This is a genomic window from Curtobacterium sp. MCPF17_050, from assembly GCF_003224435.2.
In the GTDB taxonomy this organism is placed as follows: domain Bacteria; phylum Actinomycetota; class Actinomycetes; order Actinomycetales; family Microbacteriaceae; genus Curtobacterium.
On sequence record NZ_CP126250.1, the window covers coordinates 2,113,445 to 2,127,339 of the forward strand.

11 protein-coding genes are annotated in these 13,895 nt (G+C 73.6%); 3 read left to right on the forward strand and 8 right to left on the reverse strand.

Annotation, left to right across the window (positions count from 1 at the left end; genetic code table 11):
• Window positions 1–226 precede the first annotated feature (226 nt).
• Complete coding sequence (locus DEJ34_RS10025; RefSeq protein ID WP_110824492.1) at window positions 227–1,222, reverse strand: stage II sporulation protein M; 996 nt, start codon at window positions 1,220–1,222, stop codon at window positions 227–229.
• Between the two features lie 122 nt (window positions 1,223–1,344).
• On the opposite strand from DEJ34_RS10025, the gene DEJ34_RS10030 reads away from it, so the two are divergent.
• Complete coding sequence (locus DEJ34_RS10030) at window positions 1,345–2,214, forward strand: RDD family protein (protein WP_110911081.1); 870 nt, start codon at window positions 1,345–1,347, stop codon at window positions 2,212–2,214.
• 28 nt (window positions 2,215–2,242) lie between these two features.
• Here DEJ34_RS10030 and ahcY read toward each other — a convergent pair whose 3' ends face one another.
• Window positions 2,243–3,712, reverse strand: coding sequence for an adenosylhomocysteinase (gene ahcY, locus DEJ34_RS10035; RefSeq protein ID WP_110911082.1), 1,470 nt, complete (start codon window positions 3,710–3,712; stop codon window positions 2,243–2,245).
• Between the two features lie 33 nt (window positions 3,713–3,745).
• Entirely contained in the window at window positions 3,746–3,973 is a 228-nt protein-coding gene (locus DEJ34_RS10040) for a DUF3499 family protein (RefSeq protein WP_110911083.1), read from the reverse strand.
• 55 nt (window positions 3,974–4,028) lie between these two features.
• Between DEJ34_RS10040 and DEJ34_RS10045 the strand changes: the two genes are divergently transcribed.
• Complete coding sequence (locus DEJ34_RS10045) at window positions 4,029–4,469, forward strand: metallopeptidase family protein (protein WP_110824496.1); 441 nt, start codon at window positions 4,029–4,031, stop codon at window positions 4,467–4,469.
• Window positions 4,470–4,564: 95 nt separating this feature from the next.
• On the opposite strand, the gene DEJ34_RS10050 is transcribed toward DEJ34_RS10045, so the two are convergent.
• The 5 genes from DEJ34_RS10050 to manA form a co-directional block, all read right to left on the reverse strand.
• Window positions 4,565–5,962, reverse strand: a complete 1,398-nt coding sequence (locus tag DEJ34_RS10050; protein ID WP_110824497.1) for a DUF5719 family protein — start codon at window positions 5,960–5,962, stop codon at window positions 4,565–4,567.
• The gene (locus tag DEJ34_RS10055) at window positions 5,959–8,811 is read right to left on the reverse strand and encodes a glycosyltransferase family 2 protein (protein ID WP_110911084.1); all 2,853 of its coding nucleotides are present in this window, start codon (window positions 8,809–8,811) and stop codon (window positions 5,959–5,961) included. Before DEJ34_RS10055 ends, DEJ34_RS10050 begins: the two co-directional genes overlap by 4 nt.
• A gap of 93 nt (window positions 8,812–8,904) precedes the next feature.
• Complete coding sequence (locus tag DEJ34_RS10060; protein WP_375232109.1) at window positions 8,905–9,237, reverse strand: WhiB family transcriptional regulator; 333 nt, start codon at window positions 9,235–9,237, stop codon at window positions 8,905–8,907.
• 220 nt (window positions 9,238–9,457) lie between these two features.
• Window positions 9,458–10,420 (reverse strand): UDP-glucose 4-epimerase GalE, encoded by a 963-nt coding sequence (galE, locus tag DEJ34_RS10065; RefSeq protein WP_110911085.1) that lies wholly within the window; start codon window positions 10,418–10,420, stop codon window positions 9,458–9,460.
• 57 nt (window positions 10,421–10,477) lie between these two features.
• A complete protein-coding gene (gene manA, locus DEJ34_RS10070) occupies window positions 10,478–11,695 on the reverse strand; it encodes a mannose-6-phosphate isomerase, class I (protein WP_110900590.1) in 1,218 nt (405 codons plus the stop codon).
• Between the two features lie 71 nt (window positions 11,696–11,766).
• Here manA and DEJ34_RS10075 point away from each other — a divergent pair, with 71 nt between their 5' ends.
• Complete coding sequence (locus DEJ34_RS10075) at window positions 11,767–13,884, forward strand: acyltransferase family protein (protein WP_110911086.1); 2,118 nt, start codon at window positions 11,767–11,769, stop codon at window positions 13,882–13,884.
• Window positions 13,885–13,895 lie beyond the last annotated feature (11 nt).

The following is a 13,895-nucleotide window of genomic DNA, read 5'->3' on the forward strand; positions in this document are numbered from 1 at the left end:
CGGACGCGGCGCACGGGTCCGGAGCGAGCAGGGCGCGGCGGACGCGGCGCACGGGTCCGGAACGGGCAGGGCGCGGCGGACGCGGCGCACGGGTCCGGAACGGGCAGGGCGCGGCGCACAGCCGCGGAGCGGTCAGTCGCGGCGGACGCTGTGCGCAGCCCCGGAGCGGTCAGTCGCGGGCCGCTGACCGCCGGTGGCCGGTGGCCGGGCGCGGCCGCGGACCGGATCAGCCCGCGACGATCGCCGCGGCGCCGCGGTCGAACTCGTCGAGGTCCCCGCGCTCCCCCGCCCGGTACGCCCGACCGCCGAGCACCCACTGGTACGCCAGGACCAGGGCGAGCGCGACCGTCCCGATGCCGATCTTCACCGGCCACGGCCACTCCTGCCGGGTCACGGTGCCCTCGACGACGCCGGACAGCAGCAGCGTGAGCACGAGCCCGATCGCGACCGTGATGAGCGCCCGCCCGTCCTCGGCCAGGGCCTGCGCGCGGGTCCGGGCGCCGGGGGCGATCCACGACCAGGCGATCATGAGGCCGGCACCGCCCGCGAGGAAGATCGAGTACAGCTCGAGCTGCCCGTGCGGCGCGATGTAGAGGAAGAAGTCGCCGAGCCGCCCCTGCGAGTGCATGATCGACGCCGAGACACCGAGGCTGACCGCGTTCTGCATGATCGCGTACGGCACGAACAGTCCGGTGATCCCGAACGCGACCATGCTCGCCGCGATGTAGGCGTTGTTCGTCCACACCTGCGCGGTGAAGGCACCGAGGCCGTGGTCCGAGTAGTAGTCGACGAAGTCCTGCGTCGCGTACTGCCGGAGCGCGGCGTCCGTGCCGAAGGTGGCGACGGCGCCCGGTGTGGAGGCGATCCAGACCGCCGTGATGCCCGCGACGAGGACGGTGGCGACCGCGACCCAGATGGTCACCCAGCGGATGCGGTACAGCGCCGCGGGCAGCTGCAGTGCGAAGAACCTGGTCAGCACGGTCAGCGGGTCGGCCGGTGTCCCGGTGAACCGGAGCCGGGCACGGTGCAGGGTCAGGGACAGCCGGTCCCCCGTGGCGGACCGGGGCGCGGCGGCCCGGATCCGCGCCAGGTCGGTCGCGGCGGCCTGGTACCCGGCGACCAGGCGGTCGACGTCGGCACCGGAGGACGGGCGGCGCCGGGCGAGCCGGTCGAGCTCCGTCCACCGCTCGCGGTGCACGTCCGCGTACGCGTCCAGGTCCATCCGTCTCCCCCTCGGTCCTCCGCCGCCGACGGCCGTCACGGCGTCGACCGGGACGTCGCCCCCACCGTCACCGCGTCGAGCCCGTCCTGCCGCTCGTGGCACGCTTCCGCCAGAATGATCCCATGCCGAAGCGCAGCACGCCCCGCGACCTGGCGGACGGACGGTTCGTCCGCGCGCTCGACGACACCGACGACGCACTCGTCGTCGGCGAGGCGGTGGCGCTCGACGTCGTCCCGGCGGGCATCGTGCTCCGTCTCGCGGCGGCGCTCCTCGACGCGCTCTGCCTCGGCGCGCTCCTCGTGATGTTGCTCATCGGCCTGTCGCGCGTCTGGCCCGCAGGTATCGACGACGCCTGGGCGGCCGCGTCGCAGATCGCCGTCGTCGTGACCGTGTTCGTGCTCGTCCCCGCGGCCGTCGAGACGGCGACCCGGGGCAAGAGCGTCGGGCGGTACGCGCTCGGGACGCGGGTGGTCCGGCTCGACGGCGGCGCGGTGTCCTTCCGCCACGCCTTCACCCGGTCGCTGGTCGGTCTGCTCGAGCTCTGGGGCACCGTCGGGTCGCTCGCGCTCGTGGTCGCCCTGTTCGGCTCCCGACCGCGCCGCCTCGGGGACCTGCTCGCCGGCACCGTGGTCCAGCACGAACGACTCCCGCGCTCCGCTGCTCCGTCGGTGTCCCTGCCGCCGTCACTGGCCGGCTGGGCCCGCGTGGCCGACGTCCGAGCGCTGCCCCAGCGGCTCGAGAACCGGCTCGGGGCGTTCTTCCGCGGGGCCGCGTCCGTGCAGCCGGCGCACCGAGAAGCCGCAGCCCGCGCCCTCGCGGCCGAGGTCGCCGAGTACGCGCACCCGGTGCCGCCGGTGCCGCCGGAAGAGTTCCTGGCCGGTGTCGTGGCGCTCCGACGACAGCGCGACGCCCGAGCGTTCAGCTCCCGGCTGCGCGCGCTCGACACGGCCACCGGTGTGGCGGGCGCCCGGCCGCCCGGCTTCCCGCGCTGAGCCACGCGGACGCGACCCGGCGCCGGCGTCAGTACCGGTAGTGCTCCGGCTTGTACGGGCCCTCGACGGCGACACCGATGTAGGACGCCTGCTCCGGACGGAGTTCGGTGAGCCGCACGCCGAGCGCGTCGAGGTGCAGCCGCGCCACCTTCTCGTCCAGGTGCTTCGGCAGCACGTAGACCCCGGTCGGGTAGGCGTCGAGGCGGGTGTGCAGCTCGATCTGCGCGAGCACCTGGTTCGTGAACGAGTTGCTCATCACGAAGGACGGGTGCCCGGTGGCGTTGCCGAGGTTCATGAGGCGGCCCTCGCTGAGCACGAGGATCGAGCGGCCGTTCGGCAGGCGCCACTCGTGCACCTGCGGCTTGATCTCGACCTTCTCCACTCCCGGCAGGGTCTCGAGCCCGGTCATGTCGATCTCGTTGTCGAAGTGCCCGACGTTCGCCACGATCGCGAGGTGCTTCAGCGCCAGCATGTCCTCGACACCGACGACACCGAGGTTGCCCGTGCAGGTGACGACGATGTCGACCTCGCCGGCGACGTCCTGCAACCGGGCGACCTGGTAGCCGTCCATCGCGGCCTGCAGTGCGCAGATCGGGTCGACCTCGCTTACGATGACGCGCGCGCCCTGCCCGCGGAGGGCCTCGGCAGCGCCCTTGCCGACGTCGCCGTAGCCGACCACGAAGGCGACCTTGCCGCCGATGAGGACGTCGGTGGCCCGGTTCAGCCCGTCGGGCAGCGAGTGGCGGATGCCGTACTTGTTGTCGAACTTCGACTTCGTCACGGAGTCGTTCACGTTGATCGCCGGGAACTTCAGCTCGCCGTTCCGGGCCAACTCGTACAGCCGGTGCACGCCCGTCGTGGTCTCCTCCGTGACGCCCTGCACCTCGGCCGCGATGCGGGTCCAGCGGTCAGGGGACTCCTCGAGCGAGGCGGCGACCGTTGCCAGCACGATCTTCCACTCGGCGCTCGCGCCCGCACCGGCCTCGGGCACCCGGCCCGCTGCCTCGGCGTCGGCACCGGTGTGCACGAGCATGGTCGCGTCGCCGCCGTCGTCGAGGATGAGGTTCGGCCCGGTCCAGTCGGCCCCGGCCTCGGCGCTCCAGTCGAAGACCTGGGTGGTGCACCACCAGTACTCCTCGAGGGTCTCGCCCTTCCACGCGAACACGGGGACGCCGGCCGGGGCATCGGGCGTCCCGGTCGGGCCGACGGCGACGGCCGCGGCCGCTTCGTCCTGCGTGGAGAAGATGTTGCAGCTGGCCCAGCGGACATGGGCGCCGAGCGCGACGAGGGTCTCGATGAGGACGGCCGTCTGCACGGTCATGTGCAGCGAGCCGGCGATGCGCGCGCCCGCGAGGGGCTGTGAGGCGCCGAACTCCTCGCGCAGGGCCATCAGGCCGGGCATCTCGTTCTCGGCGAGGCGGATCTGGTGGCGTCCGGCCTCGGCGAGCGTGAGGTCGGCGACGCGGAACGGGACGGCGGCGCGGGTTTCGATCGGCATGGGGACCAGTCTCCCACGGTCTCCGGACCCGGGTCAGGACGGGGTGCGGTCCGGGGTCCTCGGCGGCGGGTCGCGGCGGATGACCTGCCATCCCCGCGGCACCCGGAGCGTCGCGGCGTGCCGGGCGCAGAGGTCGTAGCCGTGCGGTTCGACGCGCGTGGACAGCGGTCCGACGACCACCATGGAGTCGGCGTAGTCGTACGTCAGGGTCGCCGAGGCGCCCGCGCCACAGGCGACCTTGCTGCAGATCCGTACGTCCATACCGTCTGCGACCCTACCGGCAGCCGCCGTGGGGGCCGCCGCGTACGATGGGCGGATGCGTCGCAAGCCCCCTCCCGTCCCGCGGGTCGACCGTGCTCGCGGACGTTCCCGGCACGGCCGGGGGTACCGCTCGAGCGTCACCGGTCCCGAACTCGCACCCGTGACGACCCGCGCCGAGGTCTTCGACCGCGTCGTCGGCGACACCGCGCACTACCTGGTCGGCCTCTGGCCGGAGGAGCTCGCCGGGGTCGTGTTCCAGGTCGCGGACATGCCGCACGACGCGACGCTCCCCGACGCTCTGCCGCGGTGGCGGATCGACCGGGACGGCCGCCGCGTCACGGTGTTCCGGATCCCGGTGGAGCGCGTGACGCACAGCCCGGAGAAGGACGACGTGGACCGGCGCATCGTCGTCGAGACCGCGGTGTTCCGCGCCGTGGCCGAGCTCATCGACAAGGACCCGTGGGACCTGGCACCGGACCGCTACCGGCACTGGTGACCCGGGCCTCCCGGCCGGCACCGCGCGCAGGCGACGACCCGGCGGACGCACCAGCGGCAGACCTGCCAGCGGCAGACCCGCCAGCCGCAGACCCGCTAGGGGTAGACCCGCAGGGGGCTGGACACCTCGGTGGACGGCCGGACCGGGAACCCGGCGATGCCGTCATCGCCCTGGTACGTGACGCCGGCGACCAGTCCCGCCGCGCCGGTGATCCGTAGCTGCTGCGTGCTCGGCACGCTGACCGTCGCGGTCGACCCGGAGGCGACCTCGACCTCCTGGGAGTCCTCACCGGACGCGATCGTGACGGTCGCGTCCTCCCGCGTGGGGTTGACGAGGTTGAGCCGGGCGCCGGAACCGGGGGCGACGGCGGTGACCGTCGACGCTCCGAGCGGTTCCGCCGAGGCGAACCAGCCGAGGTCCGTCCGGCCGTCCTCGGTCGGCGTGGTCGTGCGCGCCGCGGCGACGATCGGCACCGTCGAGGTGATCGTGAACGAGTACCGGCCGTCCGGGAAGTCGTCGAGCGGCACGTCGGTGACGATGCCGGGCTCCGCGGTGGCGTCCACGGTGGTGCCACCGCCGTCCGCCGTCGTGATGCCGAGCGTCACACGCGCTGCCCGGTCCCCCGGCACGTAGAGCCGGAGCGCGGGTGCCGCGTCCGCGGTGTCCTCGCCACGCTGCGCCCCCTCGGCGTCGTCGAGCACGACACCCGGGATGACCTGCGTGCGCGCGGGAGCGGCTCCGCCCGAGACGATGTCGAACCCACCAGGGGTGAGCGTCCGGACGACGGTCTCCTGCATGTGCGCGACGATCTGGCCCCCGGTCGAGGTGACGTGGACCACCGTCGCGCCCTGGTCGGTGACGAAGCCGGAGAGCGGGACGACCTTCTGGGAGTTCGGGGCGACGACGATGCCGGTCGTGCCGGGCGCGCTGACGGTGCCCTCCGCGTCGGCGATCGCCAGGTCCACGGTCGCGTTGACGTCGGTGGGGTTGGCGAGCGTGACGAGGCTCGTCCGGCCGGTCTCCGTCGAGCCGCCGACCAACCAGGTCGACTGCGACGGGTCGTCGCACGACGCCGCTCCCATGCCGACCAGGTCGCCGTCCGAGACGCTCTGGACGCTGCTGCCGGCCACCTGCGGCGCGGTGTCCCCGGCGGGCGCGGTGAGCAGGGTCGGGTCACTGCTGCCGGTGCTCGACCCCTCGAGCTGCGTGCGCTCGACGGTCCCACCCGTGGTGGCGCTCGCGATCTCCGGGGAACCGACCGCGCTCGCCCGGGTGGCGTCGTTGCCGGCGTCGTCGGAGAGCCGCAGCGCGCTCCCCGCGCAGACCCGTTCCGCCGCGGCGGGGACGGGCGTGACGGTCCGACCCGCCGGGTGCCCGGGCGTCTCGCTGGTGCCGATGGTGTGCGCGGCGGCGATCGTGCCGGCCGCGACGACGACGGCGACGGCGGTCGCGGTGCCGCGGAGCGCCCAGCGGCGCGCGGTGCTCGTGCTCATTCGTCGCGCTCCTCGTCGAAGGTGGTGGCGGGTTCGTCGGCCTCGATCACGTTCGAGGTGGCACGGCGTCGACGCGGCGCGGTCGGGACGGCGAGCAGTGCGGCGGCACCGAACACGATCCCGATCACCACGAGGTACAGCACGTGCGTGGCCTTCGCGGCGGCGGACCCGGTGCTCGTGCGGTCGACGTCGCCCTCGTAGTGGAAGAGCGCGCCGTTCGTCGTCTCGCCGATACTCGTGAAGAGCGCGTTCTGGCCGATCGCCCCGGCCGCGCGGTCGTGGACCGCCCGGGCCTCGGGGTCGTCCGGCGCGTCGTCGAGCAGCACGAAGCTGACGCCGAGTTCCCGGAGCGCCGGCTCGGGGTCGTAGCCACTGCGGCTCGCGAGGTTCCCGGCCAGCGTGGCCAACCGCGAACCGGACCGGCTGAGCGACAGCGCGGTCGCGTCGAGCGTGGACTGGTCGTCCAGCGTCGAGCCCTGGCCGCGCTCGAGGGAGACCGCGAGGGACCCGTCGGTCTGGGGCTGCACGACGAGGGTGCCGACGTCCGGGTTGGCCTGCGCCTCGGCGTTAACGTACGCGCTCAACACCCGTCCCGAGGTCGGCTGGATCGCCGCGCGGTCGAGGTAGAAGGCCCCGAACGCAGGCGCGACGGCGACGGCCGCGAAGACGCTCGCGACGAGACCGACGACCGGGGCCGCACGTGGCACGGTGTCGATGCCGATGCAGGCGGCGACCACGAGGGCGAGGGCCATGACGGACAGGGCGCTGCCCGGCCAGACGATCGTCGTCGTGGACCCGACACCGGTGACGGCGAGGTGGGTCGCGCCGAACGCGGTCGCGTACCCGAGGAGTGCGGCGACGAGCGCGGTGCCCGCGAGGGTCCATCGGTGTCCGAGCACGGCGCCGAGGGCGCTCGCGGCGACCGGGAGTGCCAGGACCGCCATCGCGACGGGCAACACCGCGCTGCCGAGGCCGAGGGGCGCGGTGGCGGACAGCCAGCCGTTCCAGTCCGGCAGCGGCTGCCCGATGGCGAGCTGGAGTGCGCTCGGCGCGGGTGTGGCCGTCGGTACACCCGGGTCGGCGAACACGGCGAGCGGGTTCCCCCTGCCCACCTGCGCGAGGACCAGCGGCAGGAACAGCACCGCCGCCGGGACCGGCACGAAGACGCGTCGGTGCGCGTGCCGGAAGCCGACCACCAGGGCGACCAGCCACCCGACGAGCAGCACCGGCAGGAGCGACGGGGCGCACGCGGCGACGACCGCGAAGAGCAGCGCGGCGCCCGACGCGGACGCCCACGAGCGGTGCGCCTCGACGAGCGTCAGGAACAGCCAGGGCAGCAGCACGTGTGCGATCACGGCGCCGAGGTGACCCGAGGTGACCGCGCCGACGAGCGCGGGGGCGAGCGTATAGAGCACGGCGCCGATGACCGGGACCCAGGTCCGCGTCGTCACCTTGCGCACGGCCGCCCAGGCGCCGAACGCGGCGAGCGGGAACGAGAGCAGCATCACGACGACGACCGAGGTGGACGGCGACCAGAACGTGATCGACCCGAGGACGGCGAGCACCGCGGCGAACGGGTCCGACGGTCCGGTGGAGCCGGTGCCGAGCGAGTGCCAGCCGTACCCGACGTTCCGCCAGAGGTCGCCGACGTCGGTGCTCAGCGGCAGGAGTCCCCCGCCCGTGAGCGCCGGCGAGCCGAGCAGGGGGAACAGCGTCACGACGCTCAGCACCACCGCGGCGAGCACCACCCAGACGCCGCCGTCCCCGAGGAAGGACGCGCGGGCGACCGGTGCGTCCTCCGCCCGCGCGAGCTCGACGTCACGCGACGTGGTGCGGTGTTCGTGCACCCTCCGCCAGCTCACGCGGAGCGGCTCGATCGCCGCCCACCCGGTCTTCCGGTTCGCGGCGAGCGTCCGACGGGCACGTCGGACGCCACCGCCGAAGGCGACCGCGAGCGCGGCCGCCAGTTCACCGGCGACCGCCGCGGGGTGCTTGGCGACGAGGTGTCCGACCGCGCGGCCGACGGCGAAGGGCAGGAGCGTGAGCCAGTGCAGCCAGAGGACGCCGACGGGCGCGTAGGTGAGGCGCCGGTGCAGCTGTGCCTGCCGGTGCATCCGCACGCGGCGACGCTCGGAGACCTTGGCGCGGCCGAACTCCTCGATCGGCCCGGCGCTGGTGGCGCGGGCCTCGGGCACGACGGCGACGCGGTGCCCCGCCAGGCGCGCGCGGACGGAGAAGTCGAGGGCGGCGTCGACGTCCGGCAGCGCCGGGTCGAACCCGCCGAGGCTGTTCCACACGGACCGCCGGACGAGCATGCCGCCGGCCGAGACGCCGAGCACGTCGGTCTGGCGGTCGTGCTGCCCCTGGTCGAGTTCGTCCTGCACCAGGGTGACGGAGCGCCCGAGCCGGGTCATGCTCTCGCCGAAGGCGGCGATGCGCGCCGGGTCGTCGACGTGGACGAGCTTCGGCCCGGCGATCGCGACCGACGGGGCGATCTCGACGGCCGCCAGGAGTGCCGCGAGCGTCCCGGGCGTCGGGGTGTTGTCGTGTCCGACGAGCCAGAGCCACTCGTCGACGCCGTCCTCGGCCTCGGCGCGGGGGGCCACCCGCTCGCCGTGCCGCACGGCTTCGCCGAACGGCCGGCCGGCCGGGATCCGGGAGAGCTGGGCGCTGCCGCCGAACGAGAGTTCCGAGGTGGACCCGTCTGTGGACCCGACGTCGACGACGACGAGCGCCTCGGGCGGACGGGTCTGCGCAGCGAGGGCGTTCAGCGTGCGGTCGAGGTGGTCAGCCGCATCGGCGGCGACGAGGATCGCTGTGACGCGGCGTGAGGAGGCACTGGGCTGCATGACGGCGCCACTCTACGGGCCGGGAGGCTCGGTTCCGGTGGGCGGCGGCGGCGCGTTGCGAAGGTGGCCGGACCGGCGTCGGCCAGCGGCGTCTCAGGCTCGCTTGCGCAGCTTCCGCCGTTCACGCTCGGAGAGGCCGCCCCAGATCCCGAAGCGCTCGTCGTTCTCGAGCGCGTACTCGAGGCACTGCGCCCGGACCTCGCACGAGGTGCAGATCTTCTTGGCCTCGCGGGTGGAGCCGCCCTTCTCGGGGAAGAACGCCTCGGGGTCGGTCTGCGCGCAGAGCGAGTCGACCTGCCAGGAGAGCGGGTTCTCGTCGTCGGTCTCGGTCGTCCGACGGACTCCCGGCACACCGAGCGCCACGGGGTCGACGTGCCAGTCGTCCGGCACTCCGGCTTCGAAGTCGGATGCACTCACCCTGATCACCCCTTGACGTCTCGGTTGCGGCCCTGACGACGATGCCGTCGGTGTAATTACAGCGGTGTGATTCCCCGGAGTCAAGTCGCGGATCATAGGAGCCCCTCCGCGTTCCGCCGTCGCATGTCCCCCATTCGGGCGTGTCGCGCCCTGTCCGGACCCGTTCCGGGGGACACGGAACGACCACCGCGGCCAGGACGACCACGGGGGCCGACGGTGCGGCGACCGGTCAGGCGGCGTGCCGCCGGGCCTCCCAGGCGCTCGTCACCATGTCGTCGAGCGAGTGCCGCATCGCCCACTCGAGGTCCCGCGCGGCGGCCTCGCCGGTCGCGACGATGCGGGCCGGGTCGCCGGCGCGCCGCGGGGCGACCTCGGGCCGGAAGTCGATGCCGGTGCCCCGCGCCATCGCGTCCATGATCTGCCGGACACTGACACCGTCACCGCTGCCCAGATTGTAGGCGCGCTGCAGCGGTGCACCGGTCTCGAGCTTCCGGGCCGCGACCGCGTGCGAGTGCGCGAGGTCGGCGACGTGGACGTAGTCGCGCACGCAGGTGCCGTCCGGCGTCGCGTAGTCGTCACCGTTGATGCGCGGCGTCCGACCGGCGAGCAGGGCGTCGAAGACGAGCGGGAACAGGTTGTGCGGGCTCGCGTCGTACAGGTCCGGCTGCCCGGAGCCGACGACGTTGAAGTAGCGCAGCGAGGTCGTGGTGAAGCCGCGAGCGACCTCCATGTCCCGCAGCAACCACTCGCCGATGAGCTTCGACTCGCCGTAGGGCGACTCCGGGGCCTTCGGGGTCTCCTCCTCGACGACGTCGACGTCCGGCGTGCCGTAGACCGCCGCGCTCGAGGAGAACACGACCTTGTCCACCCCGACCTCGGCCATGGCCCGGAGGAGCGTCGCCATGCCGGTGACGTTCTGCTCGTACGTGTGCAGGGGCCGCTCGACCGAGACCCCGGCGTACTTGAACCCGGCGACGTGCACGACGCCCGTCACCGCGTGCTCCCGCATGGTCCGCTCGAGGAGCGTGCCGTCGAGGACGGTGCCCTGGACGAACGGGACGTCCTCCGGCACGAACGCGCGGAACCCGCTCGAGAGGTCGTCGAACGCGACCGTGTCGATGCCCGCCGCACCGAGCGCGCGGACGACGTGGGACCCGATGTACCCGGCACCGCCGGTGACCAACCAACTCATGCCGCCACGCTAGCGGAACGGGCGCCGGCGGCCCGGTGGCCGCCCGTCAGGCGCCGATCAGGCGCCGGTGGCGATGAACACCGTCGCGGTGGTCCCGCTGCCGGCGTCGGCCTCGACCGTCACGTCGCCCTCGTCCGGCGTGATGTAGCAGGACTCGCCCCGGCGGAGCAGGGTCGCCGAGTGCGCACCGACCAGGGTCACGACCCCCTCGGTGCAGATCGCGATCGACGGCCCGTCCAGGGGCGCGGTGCCACCGGCACCGACCGGTCGCCCGTCGTTCGTCACGCGCACCAGTGCGAAGCCGACGCCCTCCGGCGCGAACCGGTCCACCGCGGGCGCGAGGTGCTCCGGCTCGAGGAGCGGTGCCGGGTGTGCGGTGAAGTCGAGCACGCGCAGGAGCTCCGGCACGTCGACGTGCTTCGGCGTCAGGCCCCCGCGGAGGACGTTGTCGGACGGCGCCATCAGTTCGATGCCGAGCCCGTCCAGGTAGGCGTGGATGTTGCCGGCGGGCAGGTACATCGCCTCGCCGCGGGCGAGCGTCACCCGGTGCATGAGGAGCGACACCACCACGCCCGGGTCCTCCGGGTAGGCACGGGCGAGGTCGGCGGCGGTCGCGGTGTTCGGCGTCACCCGACCGTCCGCGCCTGCGGCGGCGACCGCCTCCGTCGCGAGGTGCCCGACCGCGCCGATGACCGCGCGAGCCGAGTCGTCGGTCTCCTCGAGCCAGCGGACGGTGTCCTCGAGCCCGTGCTGCAGGTGCACGACGAGCGGACCGAGCCGACCGGAACCGGCGTCGAGCGCCTCGACCTCGGCGAGCGCGTCGGCGACGGGTCGGAAGCCGCTCAGCGCCTCGAAGCGCTCGCTCAGGGCGACGACGAGCTCGGGCTTCGGGAACGGGTCCTTGTAGTTGCGCGCCGGGTCGTCGAGCGGGACCCCGGCGGCTTCCTCGCGGTCGAAGCCCTCCCGGGCCTGCTCCGGGGTCGGGTGCGCCTGCAGGGACAGCGGGGCCGCGGCGGCGAGGACCTTGAGGAGGAACGGCAGCCCGGACCGGTCCGTGCCGAGGGCGGTCTCGGGCTCGGCGGTGATCCAGTCGAGCACCGTGTCCGCGCCGCCGACCATCGCGGGGTTGACCACCACGCTGGGGCTGCCGGCGTGGGCACCGAGCCAGAGTTCGGCCTGCGGGACGCCGGTGACGGTCCGTCCGAGCAGTTCGGGGATCGCGGAGACGGAGCCCCAGGCGTAGTCGCGCGGGGTGTTCGTGATGCCGAGGAACATGGTCCGAGCGTATCCGGCCGCCTCCCGGGCGCAAGCACGGCTCGGATCCGTGCGGCAAGTAGGCTGTCCCGGTGCAGAATGCCGTCCCCGCCCCGACACCGGCCGACGACCGACGGAGCAGGGACGCCACGCGCTGGGACGTCCAGGGACTCCGGGCGTTCGCCGTCCTGGCCGTCGTGCTCTACCACCTGTGGCCGAACCGACTGCCCGGTGGGTTCATCGGCGTCGACGTGTTCTTCGTCATCTCCGGGTACCTCATCACCGGACACCTCGTCCGCGAACTGCTCTCGTCCGGGCGGATCGCGCTCGGACGGTTCTGGGCGCGCCGGGCGCTCCGGCTGCTGCCCGCCGCGTTCCTGGCGATCGCCGCGACGGGGGTCACGGTGCTGCTCGCGGTGCCGAACGCACTGTGGGGGCAGTACGGGCGTCAGCTGATCGCGTCGACCGTCTACCTGCAGAACTGGCAGCTCGCCGCGGACGCAGTGGACTACCTGGCGAGCGACAACGACCCGTCGCCGTTCCAGCACTTCTGGTCGCTGTCGGTGGAGGAGCAGTTCTACATCGCGTTGCCGCTCGTGCTCATCACGGTGGTCGGCCTGGTCCGCGTCGTCCGCCGCGGTCGCGGGGTCCCGGCCGCGGCCGTGGTGCGGGTCGTCCTGGTCGTCGTGGTCGTGGCGTCCCTGGCGTGGAGCGTCCTGCAGACCGAGTCCTCCCCGGGCGTCGCGTACTTCTCGACGGCGACACGCGCCTGGGAGTTCGCGCTGGGTGGCCTCGCGGCGACGCTGCCGATCGGGGTGGCGTCGTCCCGCGCCGGCACCTTCGTCCGGATCATGGCGACCTGGGCCGGACTGGCCCTCCTCCTGGCGTCGCTGTGGGTGCTCGACGGTGACACGCCGTTCCCGGGCAGCGCGGCGGTCCTGCCCGTGGTCGGTGCCACCCTCGTGGTGCTGCTCGGCGCGGGTACGCCCCTCGAGTCCGTCGGCCGGTGGTTCCCGGTGGCGCACCTGGGCCGGACCTCGTACGCGATCTACCTCTGGCACTGGCCCGCCATCGTGCTGGCCCCGTTCGTGATCGGGCACGACCTCGCCGCCGTCGACAAGGTCGTCATCCTCGTGGGCTCGGTGCTCGTCGGCACCCTCTCGACGCTGCTCGTCGAGGAGCCGTTCCGCTTCGCTCGTCGTGTCCGCCTCTGGCGACCGCGCCGGGTCGCGGTCATCGGGTTCTGCGCCACCCTCGTCGTGGTCGGCCTGGGTGCCGGGACGCTGACGACGCTGCAGGTGCAGCAGACACAGGCGGCGGAGGCGGCGCGTCGCCTGGAACGGGGTGACGTCCGTTGCTTCGGCGCGGCGGCCGAGATCGGGTCGGCCGACCCCTGCGTCAACCCCGCGCTGCGCTCGGTGCGGGTACCGACGGCGGCCAATGCCCGGCGCGACGACGCGAACCGTGGCGAGTGCTGGTCGGCCGGCGGCGGTCAGTTCACCCGGTGCACCCTGGGTCCGAAGACCGGGTACGAGAAGCGGTTCCTCGCCCTCGGGGACTCGCACAGCAACTCCTTCATCGACGTGTACGAGCGGATCGCGAAGGCGAACAACTGGCGGATCGACGTCGCCGGGCACCCGAGCTGCTACTTCACGAAGGCGGAGCAGTCGGCTCCGAGCGCCGGGCTGCGGGCGAGCTGCGCGGCGTGGAAGCAGCACGCCGAGGACTACGTGTCGCAGCAGGACGACCTGACCGCGCTCCTCGTCACGCACTCGGCGACCTCGCGGCCGGTGCTCGGAGAGGGCGGTGTCTCGGCCGAGGAGGCGACCGTCGACGGTCTCGTCGACGCGTGGCGGACCGCGACCGAGCAGGGTGTGCCCGTCATCGCGATCCGGGACAACCCGGTGCCGGAGCCGGGGACCGTGACGTGCGTCGGTGAGATGCAGGGGCCGACCACGACGGCGTGCGACCGCTCCCGGGAGACCGCGACCGCGCCGTTCGACGGGCAGCAGGAGGCAGCGGACCGGGTCGGACGCCTGGCACAGGTGATCGACTTCACCGACCTGTACTGCGACGACCGGACGTGCCCGGCCGTCATCGGCGGCGTGCTCGTGTACCGCGACAAGACGCACATCACGACCACGTTCGCGAAGACCCTCCAGCCCTACCTGGTGCGCGGGATCGAAGACGCGCTGCGCCGAGCGGAGTGAACTCCGAGGAC

Excerpts from the sequence above, each read along its gene's own strand:
- DEJ34_RS10045 (WP_110824496.1), top strand. The coding sequence starts at position 4,029 with ATGCGTCGCAAGCCCCCTCCCGTCCCGCGGGTCGACCGTGCTCGCGGA.
- DEJ34_RS10055 (WP_110911084.1), bottom strand. The coding sequence starts at position 8,811 with ATGCAGCCCAGTGCCTCCTCACGCCGCGTCACAGCGATCCTCGTCGCC.
- DEJ34_RS10025 (WP_110824492.1), bottom strand. The coding sequence starts at position 1,222 with ATGGACCTGGACGCGTACGCGGACGTGCACCGCGAGCGGTGGACGGAG.
- ahcY (WP_110911082.1), bottom strand. The coding sequence starts at position 3,712 with ATGCCGATCGAAACCCGCGCCGCCGTCCCGTTCCGCGTCGCCGACCTC.
- galE (WP_110911085.1), bottom strand. The coding sequence starts at position 10,420 with ATGAGTTGGTTGGTCACCGGCGGTGCCGGGTACATCGGGTCCCACGTC.
- DEJ34_RS10030 (WP_110911081.1), top strand. The coding sequence starts at position 1,345 with ATGCCGAAGCGCAGCACGCCCCGCGACCTGGCGGACGGACGGTTCGTC.
- DEJ34_RS10040 (WP_110911083.1), bottom strand. The coding sequence starts at position 3,973 with ATGGACGTACGGATCTGCAGCAAGGTCGCCTGTGGCGCGGGCGCCTCG.
- DEJ34_RS10050 (WP_110824497.1), bottom strand. The coding sequence starts at position 5,962 with ATGAGCACGAGCACCGCGCGCCGCTGGGCGCTCCGCGGCACCGCGACC.
- manA (WP_110900590.1), bottom strand. The coding sequence starts at position 11,695 with ATGTTCCTCGGCATCACGAACACCCCGCGCGACTACGCCTGGGGCTCC.